Raw genomic sequence first — 18,296 nt, 5'->3', positions numbered from 1 at the left:
CGACCGCGCCGGGCGAACCAGCTGCGTGGCCCAGCATAGCGGTAGCGGGCCCCGGCCCGGGCATGCCGTCACTCGGGCAGGCTCTCACCTGGGCCGGTACCGGACGGTCGGATAGCCGTCGGTGGGATCGGCGGTGACCGTCGCCTTGACCTGGTACACCCTGGAGACGAGGCTCTCGTCGATCACCTCGGTCGGGGTCCCGGCCGCGACGACGGCCCCCTGCTCGAGCACGATCACGCGATCGCAGAACATCGCTGCCAGATTGAGATCGTGCAATGCGACGACACTCGTCAACGGCAACTCCCGGACCAGGGCGAGGATGTCGAGTTGGTGGGCGATGTCGAGATGATTGGTGGGCTCGTCGAGGAGCAGTTCGGTCGGCTGCTGGGCGAGTGCCCGCGCGATCTGGGTGCGCTGCCGTTCACCGCCGGACAGGGTGCTCCACCGGCGTCCCCGCAGTCCGTCGGTACCGGTTGCGAGGAGCGCGGCTTCCACCGCCTCGGCGTCTCCGGCCTCGTCCGATCCGAAGATCCCACGGTGCGGGATACGTCCGAGCCGCACCACGTCCTCGACGGTGACGTCGACCTCGGTGTCGGAGTGCTGGCTGACGACGGCGATGCGCCGGGCGATCCGCGCTCTGCGCATTCCCTGCACATCCTCTCCGTCGAGTTCCACCCGGCCGGAGTCGGGCCTGCGGATTCCGGCGAGGACACGCAGCAGCGTCGACTTGCCGGATCCGTTCGGGCCGAGCAGCCCGATCGTCTCGCCCGCACCGGCGGCGAAGGTCACCGAGTCGAGGATGCTGCGGCCACCGAGCGAGAGTGAGATCCGTTCCGCGGACAGCGTCATCGGCTGCTCCGCATCCGGAACAGGATCACCGCGAACGCGGGGACACCGATGAGGGCGGTGACCACGCCGACCGGGATCTCCTGCGGCTCGAAGACGGTTCGGGCGATCGCGTCCACCCACACCATGAAGATCGCGCCGGCCAGCACGGTCGCCGGGAGCAGCCGATGGTGGCTCGGCCCGACGAGGAAACGTGCGGCGTGTGGCAGCACGAGGCCGACGAACCCGATCGCCCCGGCGGCGCTGACGAGCACCGCGGTGATGAGCGCGGTGATCGTGAAGAGGACGGCACGCACCCTGGGGACCGAGACGCCGAGCGCTGCTGCGGCGTCGTTGCCGAAGGTGAATGCGTCCAGCGCGGACGCATGGAGGTAGCAGACCACCAGCCCGACGGCGAAGACGGATGCGCACAGCGCGACGTCGTCCCATCCGGCGCCGCTGAGCGATCCGAGCAGCCAGAACAGCACGCCCCGCGTCTGTTCGGCGTCGGCGGAGGAGATGACGATGAACGAGGTGAGCGCCGAGAACAACTGGGTGCCTGCGACGCCCGCCAGGATGACGCGTGAGGTGCCGCCGCCCGCGCCCGCGGCCAGCAGCATCACCAGGGTGAACGACACCGCGGCACCGAGGAAGGCGCCGGTCGACAGCGACAGGATTCCGCCGCCGAGCCCGAGTACGACGACGAGAACCGCGCCGGTGGACGCACCCGACGAGATGCCGAGGACGAACGGATCGGCGAGCGGGTTGCGCAGCAGCGACTGCATGATCGCCCCACACAGGGCCAGCCCGGCCCCGCACACGGCGGCCAGAAGCGTTCGGGGCAGCCGCAACTGCCAGACGATCGCGTCCTGCAGCCGGGTCACTCCGGCCTCCGCGAGCCCGAGGTGTTCGAGGATGACCGCATAGACGTCGCGCACCGAAAGATCCGCCGGTCCCAGGGTGACGGCGAGCGCCACGGACAGCACCAGGACGACGAGCCCGGCGGCCATTGCCGTCGCGAAGGCAGGTCGTGCCCGGCGCCGCGGGGCGACCGGAGTGGAGGTCGCCTGGTCGATCACCCGTCCATCTCCCAGTCACGCAGTGCTGCAGCAGTTTTCTCGATTCCGTCGACCGTACGGATCGACGGGTTGAGGTCGGCGCCGTGGATCACGATGTAGCGTCCTTCGCGGACCGCCGTCAGCTGTGAGGCGACCGGATCGGATTCGAGGAACGCGATCTTGCTCTCGAGCGCGTCGCCCTCGATGCTGCGGCGACTGAGGTCCGCGAGCACCAGTGCCGTGGGGTCGCGATCGAGGATGGTCTCCCAGGAGACCTGTGGCCATTCGTCGGTGGTGTCCGCGAAGACGTTGCTCGCGCCTACCGATTCGGTGATGATCCCGGACGAGCCGCAGCACTCCGCCATATAGGGGGTGCGCAGGTCGGCGAACCAGAAGCCCAGCGACGTCCCGGCGGCGGCGATCCCGCGTGCGGCGGCATCGAACCGCTCCCGCAGTTCGGCGACGAACTCCTCGCCGCGCTCACGGACGTCGAAGATCGCCGCCAGATCCCGGATCTCCCGATGGATGGTGTCCATCGTGAGTGGTTCCGTGCGGGCGCCGTCCGCGTTGACACTGTCCGACGTCTTGCCGTCGCAGTCCGTCGGCGACAGATAGGTGGGCACACCCAGCTGGTCGAACAGGTCACGGTCGGCCACACCGCCCGGACCGAGCGTGCCGCCGAACGAGGCGGACACGAAGTCCGGTTCGGTGTCGAGCACGACCTCGAGCGAGGGCTTGTCGTCGGCGAGACGCGGAACCGTCCGGTTGTCGGCGGCCAGGTTCTCGCGGACCGGGTCCGTCCAGGTGGCGGTGCCGACCATCCGGTCCGCCAGTCCGAGCGACAGCAGAATCTCCGTGGAGCCCTGGTTCAGGGACACCGCGCGCTCGGGGGGAGCATCGATCGTCACCTCGCGGCCGCAGTTCTCCAGGGTGAGGGGGAAGTGCGAGTGCGACCCGCCGGGTGAGCTCGGCTCGTCCACCTCCGAGGAACCGGTGGAGCAGCCGGCGACGGCCAGCAGGGCAGCGGTCGTCACGGCGGTGCGACGAAGGAAGGCGTGCATGGAGGAACTCTCCTCGCTCGGGGCTCGAACGCGGAGCCGACAGCATGGATACCGTCAGCGAGCATTCGGGCTCCGCCCGAGCGGGCGTCACCGTTGCGCGTCAGCCCCGGATTCGCACCGGATTCCCTCGCCGCAGGTAGACCGCCGAAGCGGTCATCGCAGCCTATCCGGCGGACACCGCGTCGTGGTGTCGAGGGCGGTCTCGTTCCTCAGGATGCGCCGATGTTCACCATCCACGGGATCCCGAACTTGTCGGTGAGCATGCCGAAGGAGTCGCCCCACGGCGCGGTGTCGAGCCCCATCACGTCCGTCGCGTCCTCGGCGAGTGCCGTCCAGTAGCCCCGCAGCGTCGGGTCGTCGTCGCCGCTGAGGGAGACCGCGAAGTTGGTGCCCGCGGTCTGTTCCATGACCTCGGGGGTGTCGGCGCCCATGAGGATCAGCCCCAGGTCCGTGGTGAGCATCGAGTGCATGACCTTGCCTTCCTCGCCGGGGTAGTCGGTGATCCCGGCCTCGCCGAAGGTGGTCAGCTCGAGGGTCCCGCCCAGAACGGACCGGTAGAACTCCATCGCTTCTCGTGCCGAGCTACGGAAGGACAGGTAGGGGTTGAGTCGCACGGTCATCGTCGTCTCCGTCGTCCGAGGGTGGGGCCCTCGGGTGGGTGCCCGAGGGGATCCGTCTGTCTATACGGACCTCGAATACCCCCGGAAGTCATCGCCCACGCGTAACGAGCCCACCGCCGTGGGCGAGCCCTCGTGTACAGTGGCCGACGTGTCAGCGACCTATTTCTGGTTTAGCAGGCCGGCCCCGGGTGGGTCGGTCGGCGTAACCACGCGCTGACTTCTTCCACCCCGAGCCGGACAGCCGGCTCGCTGGGTTTCCATCTCATGTCGGGTCGGACTGATACAGACCACGACACCGAGAGAGAATCATGACTGCCAGCCTCGATCACCATTCTCGCGCCGACGCTGCGCGCCTCGACGACCAGCGCACGGTGAGCATCAGCCCCCTCGTCGCCCCCTCCGTGGTGCGCACCGAGTTCGCGCCCGACGACGTCGCCTCCGCCACGGTGCGGACCGGTCGTGGCGCCGCCGTCGACGTCCTGAACGGGACCGACGATCGGCTGCTGGTCGTGGTCGGCCCGTGCTCGGTACACGATCCGGTGGCCGCGATGGACTACGCCCGGCGCCTCGCCGCGAAGGCCGACGAGGTCCGCGACGACCTGCTCGTGGTGATGCGCGTCTACTTCGAGAAGCCGCGCACCACCCTGGGGTGGAAGGGCCTCCTCAACGATCCCCACCTGGACGGCACGTTCGACATCAACACGGGCCTGCGGATCGGCCGCAAGCTCCTCCTCGACATCGCCGGGCTCGGCTTGCCGACCGCCTGCGAGTTCCTGGACCCGATCATCCCGCAGTACATCGCGGACCTCACGACGTACGGCGCGATCGGCGCGCGCACGGCGGCGAGCCAGGTGCACCGCCAGCTCTCGAGCGCGCTGTCCATGCCCGTCGGTATCAAGAACGGCACCGACGGAGACGTGCAGGTGGCTGTCGACGGCACTCGTGCGGCGGCCGCCAGCCACGTCTTCCCGGGCACCGACCTGGACGGCCAGGCAGCGCTGATCCGCACCACGGGCAACCCGGACTGCCACGTGATCCTCCGGGGTGGCACCGACGGCCCCAACTACGACGCCGGGACCGTCGCCGACACGAACGCACGGCTCGCGAAGGCCGGCCTGCCCGAGCGGGTCGTCATCGACGCCAGCCACGGCAACAGCCGTAAGGATCACAACAAGCAGGTGGACGTGGTCACCGACGTCGCCGCCCGGATCGAGGGTGGCGAAGAGGGCATCGTCGGGTTGATGCTCGAGAGCTTCCTCGAAGCCGGTCGTCAGAACCTGACCCTCGGACACTCGGACGAGCTGGAGTACGGCAAGTCCATCACCGACGCCTGCATCGACTGGGCCACCACGGAGGCCCAGCTGGATCGGCTCGCGGCGGCCGTCGTGAACCGGCGCGCCCGGTAGGGGTGGGTTCGGCGGCGGCCTCGCGCCGCCGCCGGACAGGTCGTGGTCCTTTACGTCGGCGCAACCTGCGTCCACACGTCGATAACCTCCCTCGGTTATCAATAGGGGCCGAGTCCGCCTCGCCGAGACGTGGACACCGACCTCGGAGGGGAACACGTGTTGTCACTCGCCGGGGCGTACCGGGCCGATCTCCGGTCCCACGCCCACGCGACGGCATGGCCGAAAGGCCAGATCGCTCACGGTCGCTAGCGGCTGCTCGGAATCGCAGCACAGCCGCGCGGACATCTCGTCCCGCGGTCCCTCCCGTGTACCCACGGGAGACATCCGAGCAGCACCTGCCGAATCGCACAGGAGAGTGCACAACCGTGTATCGCGTGAAGAAACCCCTCGCCCTCGTTGTCGGTGTCGTGGCCGGGACGAGCGTCGTCGCCTGCTCGTCGGGCGCCGCCGCGCCCGCCGACGCGCCGGACCGAATCAGCCCGAAAGTCCTGGCCGTCACGCTCTTCGGCGCCGAAGCTCAGCCGTGGCTCGACGATCGACCACTGACCACGGAGATCGCCGTTCCCGGGTTGTCGGCGGAATTTCCCACCGTCGCGTGCGACGGTGACGACCTGTGCATGGTCACCACCGCTATGGGCTACGCGAACGCCGCGAGTTCGGTGGCGGCACTGGTCGCCAGCGACCGATTCGACCTGACGAACACGTACTTCGTCGTTTCGGGGATCGCCGGCGTCGATCCCGAGCACGGAACCCTCGGATCCGCGCACTGGGCGGAGTACGTCGTCGACGCGGGTCTTCGCCACGAGATCGACCAGCGACAGAGCCCCGAGGACTGGGCGTCCAATGTCTTCGCGCTGGGGACATCGCAGCCGGGTGATTCGCCGGGGTGGGGTGCGGGAACGGAAGTCTACGAGCTGAATCCGGACCTGGTCGATGCCGCATTCGCGGCCACCCGGGACGTGGATCTCACCGACAACGAGACCGCGGCGGCCTATCGGGCGCACTACCCTCAGCAGGCGGCGTCGTCGGCACCGTTCGTGAGCGTGTGTGACACGCAGTCGGCTGACACCTACTGGCACGGTTCCCTCATGGCGCAGGACGTCGGCAACTGGGTCGGACTGCTCACCGAGGGCCGGGCTACCTACTGCACCACCCAGATGGAGGACAACGCCGTCCTCACCGCTCTGACCCGCGGGGCGGATGCGGGGTTGATCGACCTCGACCGAGTGGCCGTTCTGCGGGCGGGCTCCAACTTCGACAGGGAGTATCCGGGCCAGTCCGCCGTCGAGTCGATCGAGGCCGAGTCGGGTGGACTTCCGATAGCGACGCGGAACGCCTACCTCGTCTCGTCGACATTCGCCGACGAGATCATTTCGGCGTGGGATCAGTGGCGCGACGGGGTGCCGACCGCCGAGTGACGAACGTCCGGCCCGCCGGATATACCCGGCGGGCCGGACGCTCTCAGTTCTCGAGGAGCGTTCTTCCCAGGTAGTCACCCGCTGCGTAGTCACCCTCCGCGACGCCCGGTGGGATCGCGTACACGGCCGACCCGATCGGGGTCGTCCACTCGTTGAGGGCGTCGTGATCGGCCAGGCGCTGTTGCACCGGCAGATACTGACTGTCGATGTCCCGCTGGAACGCGGCGAAGATCAGTCCGCTGTTCGACAACTCGCCGGGAGTCGACGGGCCCGTGGGGGCGTCGTCGTAGTTGTACGCGCGACGGAAGAACCGTTCGCCCTCGTGGGTGAACCGGGACCGTGCCACATGGGATCCCGGCGGAATCACCGGGATCCCGAACTGATCCCTCGCCGTCAGGTCCGGGGTGTCGAACTCGTCGGTTCCGGTGAGCGGCGCCCCGTTGGCGAGGTTGCGGCCCATCGTGAGTTCTCTTCCCGGACGGTCGAGTTCGTCCCACGTGTCCAGTTCCATCCGGATCCGACGCAGCACCAGGGATGTGCCCCCGGCGAGCCAGGGGTGCGCTGCGCCGTCGTCCCAGACGAGCCGATCGAAATCGCCGTCGGGGCGCAAATTCTCGGTGCCGTCGACCTGTCCCATGAGATTACGCATGGTGTGTCCCGGGTTCTCGGTGCCGCGAGCGCGGCGGAACCCGCGCTGCACCCAGCGCACATGGACCAGGGTGCGTACGTTCTTCACCAACTCCCGCAGGGCGTGGGCGACCGTGACCGGATCGTCCGAGCAGATCTGCACCAACAGATCGGTCTGTCCCCAGGCGGGGTCGAGCCGGTCGATCGTCGGATAGGCCGGCAGCGGCCGCAACCACTCCGGCGCCCGATCCCGCCGTCCGACGGCGTCGAACACCCCCGGCCCGAACCCGACCGTGACCGTGAGCCGGGCCGGGAGACGGGCGAGTTCAGGTTCGGTGTCGGTGAGCGCCGGGCTGCCGCGGGTCAGCCGAACGGCGTCCTCGGTCCACACCTTCATGATCCCGGTGACGCGCTCGCGGTCCGCACCCTCGGCGAGGTCGAGGCCCACGAACGCGGCGTATGCCTGTGGTGCCGTGGCGATCCCCGCCTGGTGGATGCCGTGGAACGGCTCGGTCTGCGAACCCGCCGGCCCGTCCGTGCCGTGATTCGTCGCGGTCGCGGTGCCCCAGCCGAGGCCGGCCGCACCGAGTGCGACGGCACCACCTCCGAGAATCGTCCTTCTGCTGAATCCGGTACGTGCCGGCACGCCGTCAGTTCCCATGACCTGGTGCGTACTCCTCCCGATTGCCCGCGAAGTCGCGCACCTGGGCGGAGAAGGTGGTCGAGGAGCCGTCGTCGAACGTCACCGTGATGTCGGTGTCCGAACCGGCGATCAGGGGAGCCGTCAGTTCCATGAGCATGATGTGGTCGGCACCGGGCTCGAGGGACCGGGTGTCGCCGGTGGGTACGAGGAAGCCGTCTTCGACTTCCCGCATCACCGGTGTGCCTGCGTCGCCGGTGGCCATCTCGTGCAACTCACCGCGAGCAGAGGCCGGGCTGTCGACGGCCACGATGCGGATGTCCCGGTCACCGGTATTGGTGAAATCTGCGAATGCGCCGGTCATCCCGGTTTCGGCGGCCTTGACCCAGGGGGCCGCGACCGTGATCGCGTCGGCAGCGCGTGCGGTGTTCTCCTGGGGGTCGGAGTCGGTGCCGCATCCGGCGAGGGCGACACCGGCGAGGATCGCGACGCCCAGGGCGGACGTGCGGAAGTACTTGGAGGTCATCACATGGTCCTTCGTCGTACCGCTGCCGAATTCACGGCAGCGGGAACAGAACTCACCGGAGTGCCGGTGAGCCGGGGGAGTAGGTCTGTTCAGGCGAGGACGGGCGGGGCACGGGTCCCGCCGGTGGTGCGGACCAGTAGCCAGTGAGTGAGTCGCCGGTGGGCCGGTGTCGTCGGCGCGATGGCCGAGCACGTATCCACCGCGGGCAGGAAACGGGTGGGGAGCAGGCGCCGGAATCGGCGCACACCCAGCGTGTGCGACGCAGCACCGATCGCGACGGCACAGACGAGCGTGGCGGCGGCGTGTGCGGACAGCATCGCCGGGGTGAACGTCGCGGTCGCCCCGTGGGCGTGTCCGGCACTCAGCGTGAGCACGCCGTGTCCGAGGAACTGTCCACCGGCCAGTGCCGGGACGAGGAGTAGGGCATCGGAGTCCGTGCGCACCACCGAGAGCATCGCGCCGAACGCGGCGCAGGCGGCGACGAGCAACACGATCGAGGACTCGTCCGGAGCGGACCCACCGGCCGCGGTGTGCGCGGCGATACTCACCAGGCCGGAGAACGCCGCGACCGCGGCGCCCCGGAGACGGCCGACAGCCGCGCGCCTCTGCGCGATGCCCGACTGCCGTGAGCCCATGGCGTCACCCTACAACTACTACTTGCGATAGTAGATCCCGGGTCAGCGCACCCCGCGCGTGCGGAACTGCACGCTGATCCGTGGGCCGACCGGCCTGGTGGTCTTCGGGACGGCGTGCTCCCAGGTGCGCTGGCAGGAGCCTCCCATCACCAGGAGATCGCCGTGGCCGACGGTGTACCGGATCGACGGGCCGCCGCCCTTCGGTCGCAGCAGCAGCGGGCGCGCCGCCCCGAGCGAGAGGATCGCCACCATCGTGTCCTCCGTGCGACTGCGCCCGGTGTCGTCGCCGTGCCAGGCGACGCTGTCCTGCCCGTCCCGGTACCAGCAGAGCCCGGCCGTCGCGAAGTTCTCGCCGAGTTCGTGGCGATAGTGGCTGCTCAGCGCCTCACGTGTCGCCTCCAGTACCGAGTCCGGAAGCTCCGCGCCCTCGGGGTAGAAGCAGACCAGCCGGGGCACGTCCACCACCCGGTCGTACATCCGGCGGCGTTCGGATTGCCACGGCACCTCGCCGGCGAGCCGATCGAACAGTGCATCGGATCCCGTGAGCCAACCCGGGCGCACGTCCACCCAGGCGCCCGCCGTGAGCGCCCGGCGTCGCACCGTGGGGCCGAGCCGACCCAGCGTCGTGCCGTACGCCGCATCGTCGAACAGGGAGGCCTGCAATCCGTTCACGACCTCCAGGATACGCGATCATCGAACGTGTGTTCGCACTATTCCTGCAGTCGGCATGCCGTCCCGGTGGCCGCCCCCGGCACGATCGTCCCCGCGGGGAGACGAGCATCGGCGCCGCCCTCGCCGTGAGGCGGGGACGACGCCGATGCTCCACCGGGGCCGGGTGTTCGGTGATCCGGCGTGATGGTTCGGTTCAGGTGTGATCGTTCAGTTCACGGGCGTGAAATCGCGGCTGCCGAGGTAGGACGGACGCGGCGCCGGTGCCGCGAACGGCTCCTGGAGGGTGTTCTCCACGCTGTTGAACACGATGAACAGGTTCGAGCGGGAGAACGGGGTGATGTTGCCGTTCGATCCGTGCATGCAGTTGGAGTCGAACAGGGTTGCCGAGCCCGCATGCCCGGTCATCGTCTCGATGCCGTATTCGTTCGCCATCCGGGTGAGCATCGCGTGGTCCGGTGAGCCCGTGGGCGGTACGTCCACGACGAGCGATTCCTTGTAGTAGTTCTCCGGCGTCTCGCCCGGGCACGACACCCACGCCTTGTGCGAGCCCGGCATGATCATCAATCCGCCGTTGTAGCCGTAGTTTTCGGTGAGCGCTATCGAGATGCTCGCGGCCCGTGGGGTGGGCATCCCGTCCTCGGCGTGCCAGGTCTCGAAATCGGAGTGCCAGTAGAAGGGGCCACCGCTGAAACCGGGCTTGTAGTTGAGCCGGGACTGATGGATGTAGACGTCGGATCCCAGCACCTGGCGGGCCATTCCGACCACCTCGGGCCGACGCACGATCTCGTCCACGACCGGGCTGAGCTGGTGGACGTCGAACACGGAACGGACGTCACCGGTACCGTTCTCGCGGACGACCCTGTCGTCACCACGGAGTTCGTCGGCCCCTGCGAGCCTGTGCATCTCGTCGACCAGACGGAAGACGTCGTGTGGGGGGACGATGGTCTCCACGGAATGGAACCCGTTGCGCTCGTAGGCGGCAACCTCGTCCTTGTTCAGTGGCCCGTTCCTGGCATCGCCCCAGACGGTGGGATCCCGTCGGATCGTGCTGGTGCATTCGGAGCGGCCCCTGGTCGGGTAGTTGTCGGCTACGGCCGTCATACGCATATCTCGTGTTTCACCCTTTCGGACTCGACGACGTGTACGTACTTCGACGTTCTCACTGGTCGTCCCCGAATGCAAACCCTTCGACGGGCTCGATGCGGCGGGCTCTCCGGGTCCGAGCGGGGGACCAGCGGGGACGTGGACGGTGCGCGTGTCGAACATGTTTCCCCCTGGCGGAGAGAAGTGGGCCCCACGGCGCTGTCCGGGCACGACGGTTCGCAGATCGTAGCCGAGCGTGCGTGGGTGCGCCCGCCGCGCGAGGACCGGGTCCGTCCAGCCGTGCGCAACTGGACCGCGACGAACGCCGGATGTGCTGTGACGGTGGGGCAATGGTGGAAGTGACGGCGGTGTCCGCGGTGGCGGTGATCGCTCTGGGAATGGTGCTCACCCCGGGGCCGAACATGATCTATCTGATCTCACGGAGCCTGGCACACGGGCGCCGGGCCGGCCTCGTGTCGTTGGCCGGGGTCGCGGCGGGCTTCGCGTGCTATCTGTTGGCTGCCACCCTCGGTGTCTCGGCCGTGTTCGCGGCGGTACCGCAGCTGTACACGGCGGTGAAGACGGCCGGCGTCGCCTACCTCGCGTGGCTGGCGTGGCGGACGTTCCGTGGGGGATCGGCGTCGACTCTCACGCCGGCTCCCGGCGGCGAGTCCGATCGCAGGTTGTTCGCGATGGGCCTGGCGACGAACCTCGCGAACCCGAAGATCGCGCTCATGTACGTCGCCCTGATCCCGCAGTTCGTGACACCGGATTCCGGGGCGGTGTGGGTGCAGAGCCTGCTGCTCGGCGGCATCCAGATCGTGGTGGCGCTGACGGTCAACGCGATCGTCGTCCTCGCTGCCGGCTCGCTCTCCCGTGTCGTCGGCGGGGGTTCGGGTCGGGCGGCGCGTTGGACGACGGGATCGGCTCTGGGCGGTATGTCGGTGTGGCTTGCACTGGACCGATCCCGCCCGGTGTGATCCCCCCACTCTCCCTGGGTGAAAGGACCATTCGACCCGTCAGATCGGTCGAATGGTCCCTTCACCCAGAGGGGGAGCGGGCGGGATCGGGAGCTAAGGGGTGCGGGGGCGGCGGAGGACGCCGATCACCGTGTCGATCACCAGGAAGGCCGCGAGGCTGATACCCAGGAGCGGCACGAACCAGCCGACCAAGGCCGCAACGACGGCCGCGGACACGAGCGCGGCGGGATGCAGCCGCCGGAGTGTGCCGCGCCGCGGCGGCGAGCCGAACGGACGGGACCCGGTCCGGGTCGGTCGGCGGCGCCACCACAGCACGTAGCCGCGCACGACGACCGTGCCGAGCGCCACCGCCAGGGCCAGGAGAGCGAGTTGACTGACCAGGCCGAACAGCAAGCCCATGTGCAGCTGGATCGCCCAGGACGTCAACTGGGCCGCGAAGGGCCACTGCGCGAATCGTGAGACGTCCGTGACCTCGCCGGTTGCCCCGTCCACCGCCACCGAGTCGTTGGAGAACACCCACGGCTGCCGCACCTCGGACACGACGAAGGCCGCCTCCGACGTCGCCGGGAACGTGACCTCCACGGCGGAACGAAGGCCCTCCGCCCGGCCGGCATCGAGTACCCGGTCGACGGCAGCGGGATCGACGTCGGCCGTGACGGGCGCCGCGGTGCCGTGGCCGTCGTGGCCGCCGCCGCTGCCGTGATCCGCCGGCGCGTCCCCGAGCACAGTCGAGACGGACGGGGTGGTCCAGTTCAGTGACTGGCGGACCTCGCCGATGTTGTCGCCTGCATACTTCGACCAGGTCAGGCCGGTGGCGGAGAGGAACACCAGCCCCACCGCGATCCATGCGCCGACCGCGCCGTGCCAGCCGAGAGTGCGCCGACGCCCGGTGGCACCGCGATCCGGCGTCAGCAGGTGGGCACGTTCGGGATTGCGTGCCCGCGTCCGCAGGTACCGCCCGACCCACAGGTACAGGCCGCCGAGGGCGATCACCCACAACCAGGACGCGGCGAGTTCGCTGTAGATCCGGCCCGGCTCGCCCAGGTGCAGGTTGCGGTGCAACTGGCTGATCCACGTCCGCATCGGCAGTGCGCTGCTGCTGCCGTACACGGTGGATTCACCGAGTACCTCCGCGGTCGACGGGTCGACGAACACGGCGCGCTTCTCGGACTCGCCGAGAGCCGGATCGGCGAAGAGCACGCGGGTGGTGTCTCCGGGTTCGGGTGCAGGGCGCACACCGACGACGCCGAGGTCGGGCCTCGCCTGCTCGGCGGCGGTGATCTGGTCGGAAACCGGTAGGGCGCTTCCGGTGTGCGCGGTGGTGAGCAGATCGCGGTAGACGAACTGCTCGAGAGTGGGGGCGACGGCGTACAGGCCGCCGCTGATCGTCGCGATCAGCAGGAACGGGGCGACGAGCAGGCCGGCGTAGAAGTGCAACCGCAGCGCGAGCGGCCGCAGGCGAGCCGGTTCGGGGCGGGGAGGATCGGCATCTTCCGGGGGAAGTGCGCGGTCGAGCGCAGTCTGGGACATGGGGATCTCGATTCTGCTCACGAGGGAATGCCTCTGCACACCGTGAGGTGGGCACAGGAGAGGACGACGCAGCGGCGCGTCGTCCGCGTCGCTACGTGAGGGCGAGGGCCAGACGCGAGGGTGGGCCCCGGGTTCCGGCGCCCGAGCCGGCGAGCAGCCGGAGGACGACACGCGGGTGGTAGGTGAAATCCGGAGCGGAGCGCGGTGTCTCGTCCGGTGAGGCGACGACGAGGAGGGCCGGGCGGAGCCGGCGCAGGCGGGCGAGGGCGCGTCGTCCACCACGTTCGGCGGCCGCGATCGCGGCCGCTGCGACGACGGCGGCCAGCACGTGCGCGGTCGTCATTGCGGGAGTGAGGGAGGACAGTGGATCGTGCCCCGAGGTGAGCGACAGACTGACGTGGCCGGCACCTTGACCGGCGAGAAGCAGGGCTGCCATGTGCAGGAGCCGGTGCCCGGTGCGCGCCGACCCGGCGATCGCACCGACGGCGCCGCACGCGGCGACCAGCAGGGCCAGCGAGTTCGTGGACATGGCGGCGGCGTGCCCACCGCCGATGCCGTGGGCGGCGATGCTCAACGCGCCGGACACGGAGCCGACGAGGCCACCACGCAGCGGTGCCGTGCCGGAGGCGCGCGACTGCGCCGTGCCGGAGGCGTGCGACCGCGCCGTGCCCGAGGGGCGCGCGGTGCCCACCGAGCTCCGTTTCACCCGGCACACAGTACCGGCCCCCTGCCCGGGCGCCGCACCGAGCAGCATCCGGAGGAGGTGGGGGTGTTGCGGGAGAAGGGGGAGGGCTGTCGGGGGCCGGCGGTAGCGTCGGTGCATGGGATACGAATTTCAGGTCACGGTCGACGCGGCAGACCCCCATACGCAGGCGAAATGGTGGGCACGGGCGCTGGAGTGGGAAGTCGAGCCCAGCAACGAGGACTTCATCCGCGGTCTGGTCGAGGCGGGTCGGGCGCAGGAGTCCGACACGACGGTGTTCGACGGCGTGCTGGTGTGGAAGGTCGGTGCCGCCATCTCGGATCCGGTGCACCCCGGCCGGCCCCGCGTCCTGTTCCAGCTGGTGCCGGAGGGCAAGACGGTGAAGAACCGCATGCACCTCGACATCCGAGCGGGGGATCGGCGCGAGGAGGTGGCGCGCACGCTGGAGCAGGCCGGTGCCTCGGTGCTGTACCGGGACAGCCAGGGCCCGTTCGAATGGGTCACGATGGCCGATCCGGAGGGCAACGAGTTCTGCGTCACCTGAGCGTGGGTGTCACCCCCGCAGTGTCACGCCGCTGCAGTGTCGGCAGTGCCGCTGCGTCAGCGGTAGGTACTCGGCGTGCTGCCCGTCCACCGTTTGAAGGCGCGGCGGAACGCGCTCGGTTCCGAGAATCCGAGTCTGCCGGACAACTCGTCGACGCTCTCGCCACGGCGTAGTCCGGCGATCGCGGCGTCGCGCAGCACCTCCTCCCGCAACTGATTGAGTGACGTACCGTCCTGGCGGAGCAGTCGCCGCAGGTGCGGAACGCTGATCGAGAGCATGGACGCGATCTCCTCGGCGGTGGACGTACGGCCCTTCACCCCGAGCTCGAGAACGCGCCGGACCTGCGCCGACGCGGTGCTGTCGTAGTCCCGCTCGGACAGCAGCAGCGTCGGTGATTCGCGGAGATACTCCTCGAGGGACTCCTCGGTCTGGATGATCGGGGCACGCAACACCGCGTTGTCGATCTCGAGCGCGGGGACGTCGGCACCGAACGTCACCGGCACGCCGAAGATGTGGTCGTAGTTCTCGGCGAGCATCGCCTGTGACGGCTGGGGATAGGGGAGATCCACGGCCAGCAGGCGCACCCGCTTGCCCACCAGCCACGCGGCGAACCGGTGTAGCAGGATCAACAGGAAGTCCGTGATCACCCGCGTCTCGTCGCTGGGCCGTTCGCTCGCGTCGCGCAGTTCGATCGACACCCGGGTGGTGGCCGAACCGCGCTCGATCCGCAGCGGCGCGAGGGTCGGCAGTGCCCGCAGGACGTCGGACATCCGCTCGAGGGCCGAGCCGAGGTCGGGAGTGTGGATGAGCGTCAGGCAGACCATCCGGAACGTTCCGCGGGGCACCGGCGCGGGGGCCAGCCCGAACAGTTCGTCGTCGGTGATCTGCCAGGTGGCCTGGACGAATGCGGTCACCTGCGACGGAGTGAGCCGGTACAGGGGATCGGCCATCTCCTCCGGGGTGATACCCGCGGCGCGCACCGCGGGAGTCAGATCCACCGAGCCCTCGCGGTGCGACAGCTCCACCGAGCGACGTACGAAGTCCGACGGGATGATGCGGTCGGTCACGGCGCGGACGCCCCCAGGGTGCCGAGGCGACGGGCAGCTTCCGCGAGGATGTGGTCCTGTTTGCAGAATGCGAAGCGCACCAGGTGGTTCCAGTCCTCGGGGTGGTCGGTGAACACGCTGATCGGGACGGCGGCGACGCCGATGCGTGCGGGCAGTTCGCGGCAGAACTCGACGCCGTCGTGGGCGCCCAGCCCAGTGATGTCGGCGCAGAGGAAGTAGGTGCCCCCGCCGTGGCACACCGCGAACCCCGCGTCGGTGAGCGCGGTCCGCAACAGGTCGCGTTTGCGCTGCAGATCGTCCCGAAGGCCCAGCACCCACGCGGATTCGTGCTCGAGAGCGTGGGCGACGGCCGGTTGCAGCGGCGCACCCGCGGTGAAGGACAGGAACTGTTTCGCCGCCCGCACCCCCGCGATCAGTTCCGACGGGCCGCACGCCCAACCGATCTTCCACCCGGTGACGTTGAACATCTTTCCCGCGCTGGAGACCGTGACCGTGCGCTCGGCCATGCCGGGAAGGGTCGCGATCGGCGTGTGCACCCCGCCGTCGAAGACGAGATGTTCGTAGACCTCGTCACTGAGCACCAGCAGGTCGTGCTCGCGGGCGAGGTCGGCGACCGCGTGCAGTTCGGCGTCGGTGAGCACGGCTCCGGTGGGATTGTGCGGGGTGTTGAGCACGATCATCGACGTCCGGGGAGTGACCGCCGACCGCAGTCCGTCGAGGTCGAGGGCGAATCCGTCGCCGTCCACCCGCATCGATGCGGTGGTGCGCGTCGCGCCGGCCATCGCGACGGCCGCGGCGTAGGAATCGTAGTAGGGCTCGATCAGCAGGACTTCCTCGCCGGGTTCGACCAGACCGACGATCGCGGCGGTGATCGCTTCGGTGGCGCCCACGGTGACGAGGACCTCGCCCTCCGGGTCGTACTCGACGCCGTATCGCCGGGCACGGTCGGCCGCGACGGCCCGGCGCAGCTCGGGTGTGCCCGGGCCCGGGGCGTACTGGTTGACCCCGTCGGAGATGGCAGTCCGCGCGGCCTCGAGCATCGAGGCCGGGCCGTCGGTGTCGGGGAAGCCCTGCCCGAGGTTGATCGCGTCGTGTTCCGTCGCGAGCCCGGTCATCTCTGCGAAAATGGTGGACGTGAACGGGCGCAGGCGCGCGACCGTCGTCCGGTTTCGGCGCGTTGCGGGCATTACTGCAGCGTAGCGGGTGTGTGGGAGCCGGTGGGACTCGGCCGTGTCACGTTCGGTGGGGCTGTCTCGTCCACGAATCGTACGGCGAAGAAGTCGCCTCGACAGTGGGAGGACATCATGGCTCGCATCGCAGGAGTGCCACCGCAGGAAGCGAATCGGTTCGTCAGGCTCGCCTACAAGGCAGCAGCCCGTCGGTTCGGGGAGGTTCCGGAACCGTTTGCCGTGGTCGCGCACCATCCACGGCTCCTCGTCGCGTCGGCGGTGGCGGAGACGGCCGCGGAGAAGGCGTCGACGGTGCTTCCGGCGAACATCCGGGAGATCGCGGTGTACCGGGTCGCCTGGACCGTCGGCTGCTCGTGGTGCGTCGATTTCGGGACGATGTTGCAGCGCCTCGACGGCCTCGACATCGATCGGTTGAAGGACATCGGTGACTACGCGACCTCTCCGAGGTACAGCGACGACGAGCGTGCCGCCATCGCCTACGCCGACGCCATGACCGCGACGCCGATCGAGGTCACCGACGAGCAGGTGCAGGATCTGGTCGACCGGTTCGGACACGCGGGCGTGGTCGAGTTGAGCTTCCAGATCGGCCTCGAGAACCAGCGGGCCCGGACGAACTCGGCGCTCGGGATCACCGACCAGGGTTTCAGCACGGATTCCTGCCGGGTGCCGTGGGCTGTGGACGAGCCCGTCGAGACGGCGGCGGTGACAGGTCAGGACGCGTCGAACGGGCGCTGACCGCCGAGCACGATGCCGTGGAACTTGTCCGGGTTCGCGACGTCGTAGGCGGCGCACACCCGGCCGTCCCGAACGGCATAGGCACTCACCCGCGGCGCGACCGGCGGGTGGGTGCCGTCGCCGTCGGCCCTCTCTCCGTAGAAGCCGAGGCGACCGTTGACCAGGACCGGTGTGCGGGTGGCCAGTAGTGCCTCCCACCCGTAGCGGCGCACCAGTCCGAGGAAGAATCGTGCGAACTTCTCCGGTCCCCGGATCACGTTGATCGCCGTGCCGGTCTTTCCGTCCGCGTCTCCGACCATCACCACATCCGGATCGAGCGTGGCGACGATGCGGTCGATGTCGCCGGTGGCCATTGCCTCGACCAGGCGCAGGACCGCTTCGGCGTGCTGGTCCGCGGACACCGGTGGGGGTGCGGCCGCGGCGGCACGCCGGCCACGGGACGCGAGCTGGCGTGCCGTGGCCGTCTCCACGCCCAGGATCGCGGAGATCTCGTCGAAGGGCACGGAGAATCCGTCGTGGAGTACGAACGCGATGCGCTGCTGCGGGCTCATCGTGTCGAGCACGACCATGGCGGCCATCCGCGCGTCCTCGTCCTGGACGAGCGTCTCGAGCGGATCGGGGCGGGACGAGGGATTCACGTCGGTGACGATCGGCTCCGGAAGCCACTGCCCCACATAGCGTTCCCGGCGCACGGCGGCCGAGCGCAGGTGGTCGAGGCAGATTCGGCCCACCACGGTGGTCAGCCAGGCGCGCAGATCGCGGATCTCACGGACGTCGGCGTGATCGAGGCGCAGCCACGATTCCTGCACGGCGTCCTCGGCATCGGTCACGCTGCCGGTCAGGCGGTAGGCGACGGCGAGCAGATGCCTGCGGTGTGTCTCGAAGTCGTCGACGACGTCGGTGGAGGCCACGATCGGAGTGTACAAGCGAACGCGCGATGCGACATTCGCGTGCCGCGCCGTCAGCGTTCCGGTGT

Annotated in this window: 19 protein-coding genes; 5 read left to right on the top strand and 14 right to left on the bottom strand. The window is 69.4% G+C overall.

Annotated elements, in window-relative coordinates; genetic code table 11:
- Positions 1–84: 84 nt before the first annotated feature.
- The 4 genes from G4H71_RS06255 to G4H71_RS06240 all read right to left on the bottom strand — a co-directional run bounded on the left by G4H71_RS06255 (position 85) and on the right by G4H71_RS06240 (position 3,564).
- Positions 85–849, bottom strand: a complete 765-nt coding sequence (locus G4H71_RS06255; RefSeq protein ID WP_072736102.1) for an ABC transporter ATP-binding protein — start codon at positions 847–849, stop codon at positions 85–87.
- Complete coding sequence (locus G4H71_RS06250; protein WP_072736101.1) at positions 846–1,835, bottom strand: FecCD family ABC transporter permease; 990 nt, start codon at positions 1,833–1,835, stop codon at positions 846–848. The genes G4H71_RS06255 and G4H71_RS06250 overlap by 4 nt, the downstream gene beginning before the upstream one ends.
- 65 nt (positions 1,836–1,900) lie before the next feature.
- Positions 1,901–2,944, bottom strand: coding sequence for an ABC transporter substrate-binding protein (locus G4H71_RS06245; protein WP_072736100.1), 1,044 nt, complete (start codon positions 2,942–2,944; stop codon positions 1,901–1,903).
- 209 nt (positions 2,945–3,153) lie between these two features.
- Positions 3,154–3,564 (bottom strand): VOC family protein, encoded by a 411-nt coding sequence (locus G4H71_RS06240; protein ID WP_072736099.1) that lies wholly within the window; start codon positions 3,562–3,564, stop codon positions 3,154–3,156.
- Between the two features lie 308 nt (positions 3,565–3,872).
- On the opposite strand from G4H71_RS06240, the gene G4H71_RS06235 reads away from it, so the two are divergent.
- Both G4H71_RS06235 and G4H71_RS06230 read left to right on the top strand, forming a co-directional pair.
- A complete protein-coding gene (locus G4H71_RS06235; RefSeq protein WP_072736098.1) occupies positions 3,873–4,970 on the top strand; it encodes a 3-deoxy-7-phosphoheptulonate synthase in 1,098 nt (365 codons plus the stop codon).
- Positions 4,971–5,344: 374 nt separating this feature from the next.
- Complete coding sequence (locus G4H71_RS06230; protein ID WP_217631287.1) at positions 5,345–6,388, top strand: purine-nucleoside phosphorylase; 1,044 nt, start codon at positions 5,345–5,347, stop codon at positions 6,386–6,388.
- A gap of 43 nt (positions 6,389–6,431) precedes the next feature.
- Here G4H71_RS06230 and G4H71_RS06225 read toward each other — a convergent pair whose 3' ends face one another.
- The 5 genes from G4H71_RS06225 to thpD form a co-directional block, all read right to left on the bottom strand.
- Positions 6,432–7,676, bottom strand: coding sequence for a Dyp-type peroxidase (locus G4H71_RS06225; RefSeq protein WP_072736097.1), 1,245 nt, complete (start codon positions 7,674–7,676; stop codon positions 6,432–6,434).
- Positions 7,666–8,181 carry a copper chaperone PCu(A)C gene (locus tag G4H71_RS06220; protein ID WP_072736096.1) on the bottom strand — a complete coding sequence of 172 codons (516 nt, stop codon included), beginning with the start codon at positions 8,179–8,181 and terminating at the stop codon, positions 7,666–7,668. The genes G4H71_RS06225 and G4H71_RS06220 overlap by 11 nt, the downstream gene beginning before the upstream one ends.
- Positions 8,182–8,270: 89 nt before the next feature.
- Positions 8,271–8,816, bottom strand: a complete 546-nt coding sequence (locus G4H71_RS06215) for a hypothetical protein (protein ID WP_072736095.1) — start codon at positions 8,814–8,816, stop codon at positions 8,271–8,273.
- A 42-nt stretch (positions 8,817–8,858) separates the two neighbouring features.
- Positions 8,859–9,488 (bottom strand): alpha-ketoglutarate-dependent dioxygenase AlkB, encoded by a 630-nt coding sequence (locus G4H71_RS06210; RefSeq protein WP_072736094.1) that lies wholly within the window; start codon positions 9,486–9,488, stop codon positions 8,859–8,861.
- Positions 9,489–9,695: 207 nt separating this feature from the next.
- Positions 9,696–10,589 (bottom strand): ectoine hydroxylase, encoded by an 894-nt coding sequence (gene thpD / locus G4H71_RS06205; protein ID WP_371842120.1) that lies wholly within the window; start codon positions 10,587–10,589, stop codon positions 9,696–9,698.
- A 332-nt stretch (positions 10,590–10,921) separates the two neighbouring features.
- On the opposite strand from thpD, the gene G4H71_RS06200 reads away from it, so the two are divergent.
- Positions 10,922–11,551: a LysE family translocator gene (locus G4H71_RS06200; protein WP_072736092.1), complete on the top strand. Its 630-nt coding sequence runs from the start codon at positions 10,922–10,924 to the stop codon at positions 11,549–11,551.
- A 93-nt stretch (positions 11,552–11,644) separates the two neighbouring features.
- Here the strand turns inward: G4H71_RS06200 and G4H71_RS06195 are convergent, their stop codons facing one another.
- Together G4H71_RS06195 and G4H71_RS06190 are read right to left on the bottom strand one after the other, a co-directional pair.
- A complete protein-coding gene (locus tag G4H71_RS06195) occupies positions 11,645–13,081 on the bottom strand; it encodes a PepSY-associated TM helix domain-containing protein (protein WP_072736091.1) in 1,437 nt (478 codons plus the stop codon).
- Positions 13,082–13,172: 91 nt separating this feature from the next.
- Positions 13,173–13,787, bottom strand: a complete 615-nt coding sequence (locus G4H71_RS06190) for a hypothetical protein (RefSeq protein WP_083342806.1) — start codon at positions 13,785–13,787, stop codon at positions 13,173–13,175.
- Between the two features lie 115 nt (positions 13,788–13,902).
- On the opposite strand from G4H71_RS06190, the gene G4H71_RS06185 reads away from it, so the two are divergent.
- Positions 13,903–14,328: a VOC family protein gene (locus G4H71_RS06185; RefSeq protein WP_072736090.1), complete on the top strand. Its 426-nt coding sequence runs from the start codon at positions 13,903–13,905 to the stop codon at positions 14,326–14,328.
- A 56-nt stretch (positions 14,329–14,384) separates the two neighbouring features.
- Here the strand turns inward: G4H71_RS06185 and G4H71_RS06180 are convergent, their stop codons facing one another.
- The gene (locus tag G4H71_RS06180) at positions 14,385–15,395 is read right to left on the bottom strand and encodes an AraC family transcriptional regulator (protein WP_072736089.1); all 1,011 of its coding nucleotides are present in this window, start codon (positions 15,393–15,395) and stop codon (positions 14,385–14,387) included.
- Positions 15,392–16,582 (bottom strand): pyridoxal phosphate-dependent aminotransferase, encoded by a 1,191-nt coding sequence (locus tag G4H71_RS06175; protein WP_072736088.1) that lies wholly within the window; start codon positions 16,580–16,582, stop codon positions 15,392–15,394. Before G4H71_RS06175 ends, G4H71_RS06180 begins: the two co-directional genes overlap by 4 nt.
- A gap of 117 nt (positions 16,583–16,699) precedes the next feature.
- Between G4H71_RS06175 and G4H71_RS06170 the strand changes: the two genes are divergently transcribed.
- Complete coding sequence (locus tag G4H71_RS06170) at positions 16,700–17,320, top strand: carboxymuconolactone decarboxylase family protein (RefSeq protein ID WP_072736334.1); 621 nt, start codon at positions 16,700–16,702, stop codon at positions 17,318–17,320.
- Here the strand turns inward: G4H71_RS06170 and G4H71_RS06165 are convergent.
- Positions 17,296–18,231, bottom strand: coding sequence for a sigma-70 family RNA polymerase sigma factor (locus G4H71_RS06165; protein WP_072736333.1), 936 nt, complete (start codon positions 18,229–18,231; stop codon positions 17,296–17,298). The genes G4H71_RS06170 and G4H71_RS06165 overlap by 25 nt on opposite strands.
- Between the last annotated feature and the right edge of the window lie 65 nt (positions 18,232–18,296).

This window comes from Rhodococcus triatomae (assembly GCF_014217785.1).
In the GTDB taxonomy this organism is placed as follows: Bacteria; Actinomycetota; Actinomycetes; order Mycobacteriales; family Mycobacteriaceae; genus Rhodococcus_F; species Rhodococcus_F triatomae.
Note: the sequence above shows the minus strand (reverse complement) of the source record. Positions and strands in the feature narration are given on the sequence as shown.

Bases quoted from the DNA above. Each gene is read 5' to 3' on its own strand.
- G4H71_RS06255 (WP_072736102.1), bottom strand. From the start codon at position 849: ATGACGCTGTCCGCGGAACGGATCTCACTCTCGCTCGGTGGCCGCAGC.
- G4H71_RS06250 (WP_072736101.1), bottom strand. From the start codon at position 1,835: ATGGCCGCCGGGCTCGTCGTCCTGGTGCTGTCCGTGGCGCTCGCCGTC.
- G4H71_RS06245 (WP_072736100.1), bottom strand. From the start codon at position 2,944: ATGCACGCCTTCCTTCGTCGCACCGCCGTGACGACCGCTGCCCTGCTG.
- G4H71_RS06240 (WP_072736099.1), bottom strand. From the start codon at position 3,564: ATGACCGTGCGACTCAACCCCTACCTGTCCTTCCGTAGCTCGGCACGA.
- G4H71_RS06235 (WP_072736098.1), top strand. From the start codon at position 3,873: ATGACTGCCAGCCTCGATCACCATTCTCGCGCCGACGCTGCGCGCCTC.
- G4H71_RS06225 (WP_072736097.1), bottom strand. From the start codon at position 7,676: ATGGGAACTGACGGCGTGCCGGCACGTACCGGATTCAGCAGAAGGACG.
- G4H71_RS06220 (WP_072736096.1), bottom strand. From the start codon at position 8,181: ATGACCTCCAAGTACTTCCGCACGTCCGCCCTGGGCGTCGCGATCCTC.
- G4H71_RS06215 (WP_072736095.1), bottom strand. From the start codon at position 8,816: ATGGGCTCACGGCAGTCGGGCATCGCGCAGAGGCGCGCGGCTGTCGGC.
- thpD (WP_371842120.1), bottom strand. From the start codon at position 10,589: ATGACGGCCGTAGCCGACAACTACCCGACCAGGGGCCGCTCCGAATGC.
- G4H71_RS06200 (WP_072736092.1), top strand. From the start codon at position 10,922: ATGGTGGAAGTGACGGCGGTGTCCGCGGTGGCGGTGATCGCTCTGGGA.
- G4H71_RS06195 (WP_072736091.1), bottom strand. From the start codon at position 13,081: ATGTCCCAGACTGCGCTCGACCGCGCACTTCCCCCGGAAGATGCCGAT.
- G4H71_RS06185 (WP_072736090.1), top strand. From the start codon at position 13,903: ATGGGATACGAATTTCAGGTCACGGTCGACGCGGCAGACCCCCATACG.
- G4H71_RS06175 (WP_072736088.1), bottom strand. From the start codon at position 16,582: ATGCCCGCAACGCGCCGAAACCGGACGACGGTCGCGCGCCTGCGCCCG.
- G4H71_RS06170 (WP_072736334.1), top strand. From the start codon at position 16,700: ATGGCTCGCATCGCAGGAGTGCCACCGCAGGAAGCGAATCGGTTCGTC.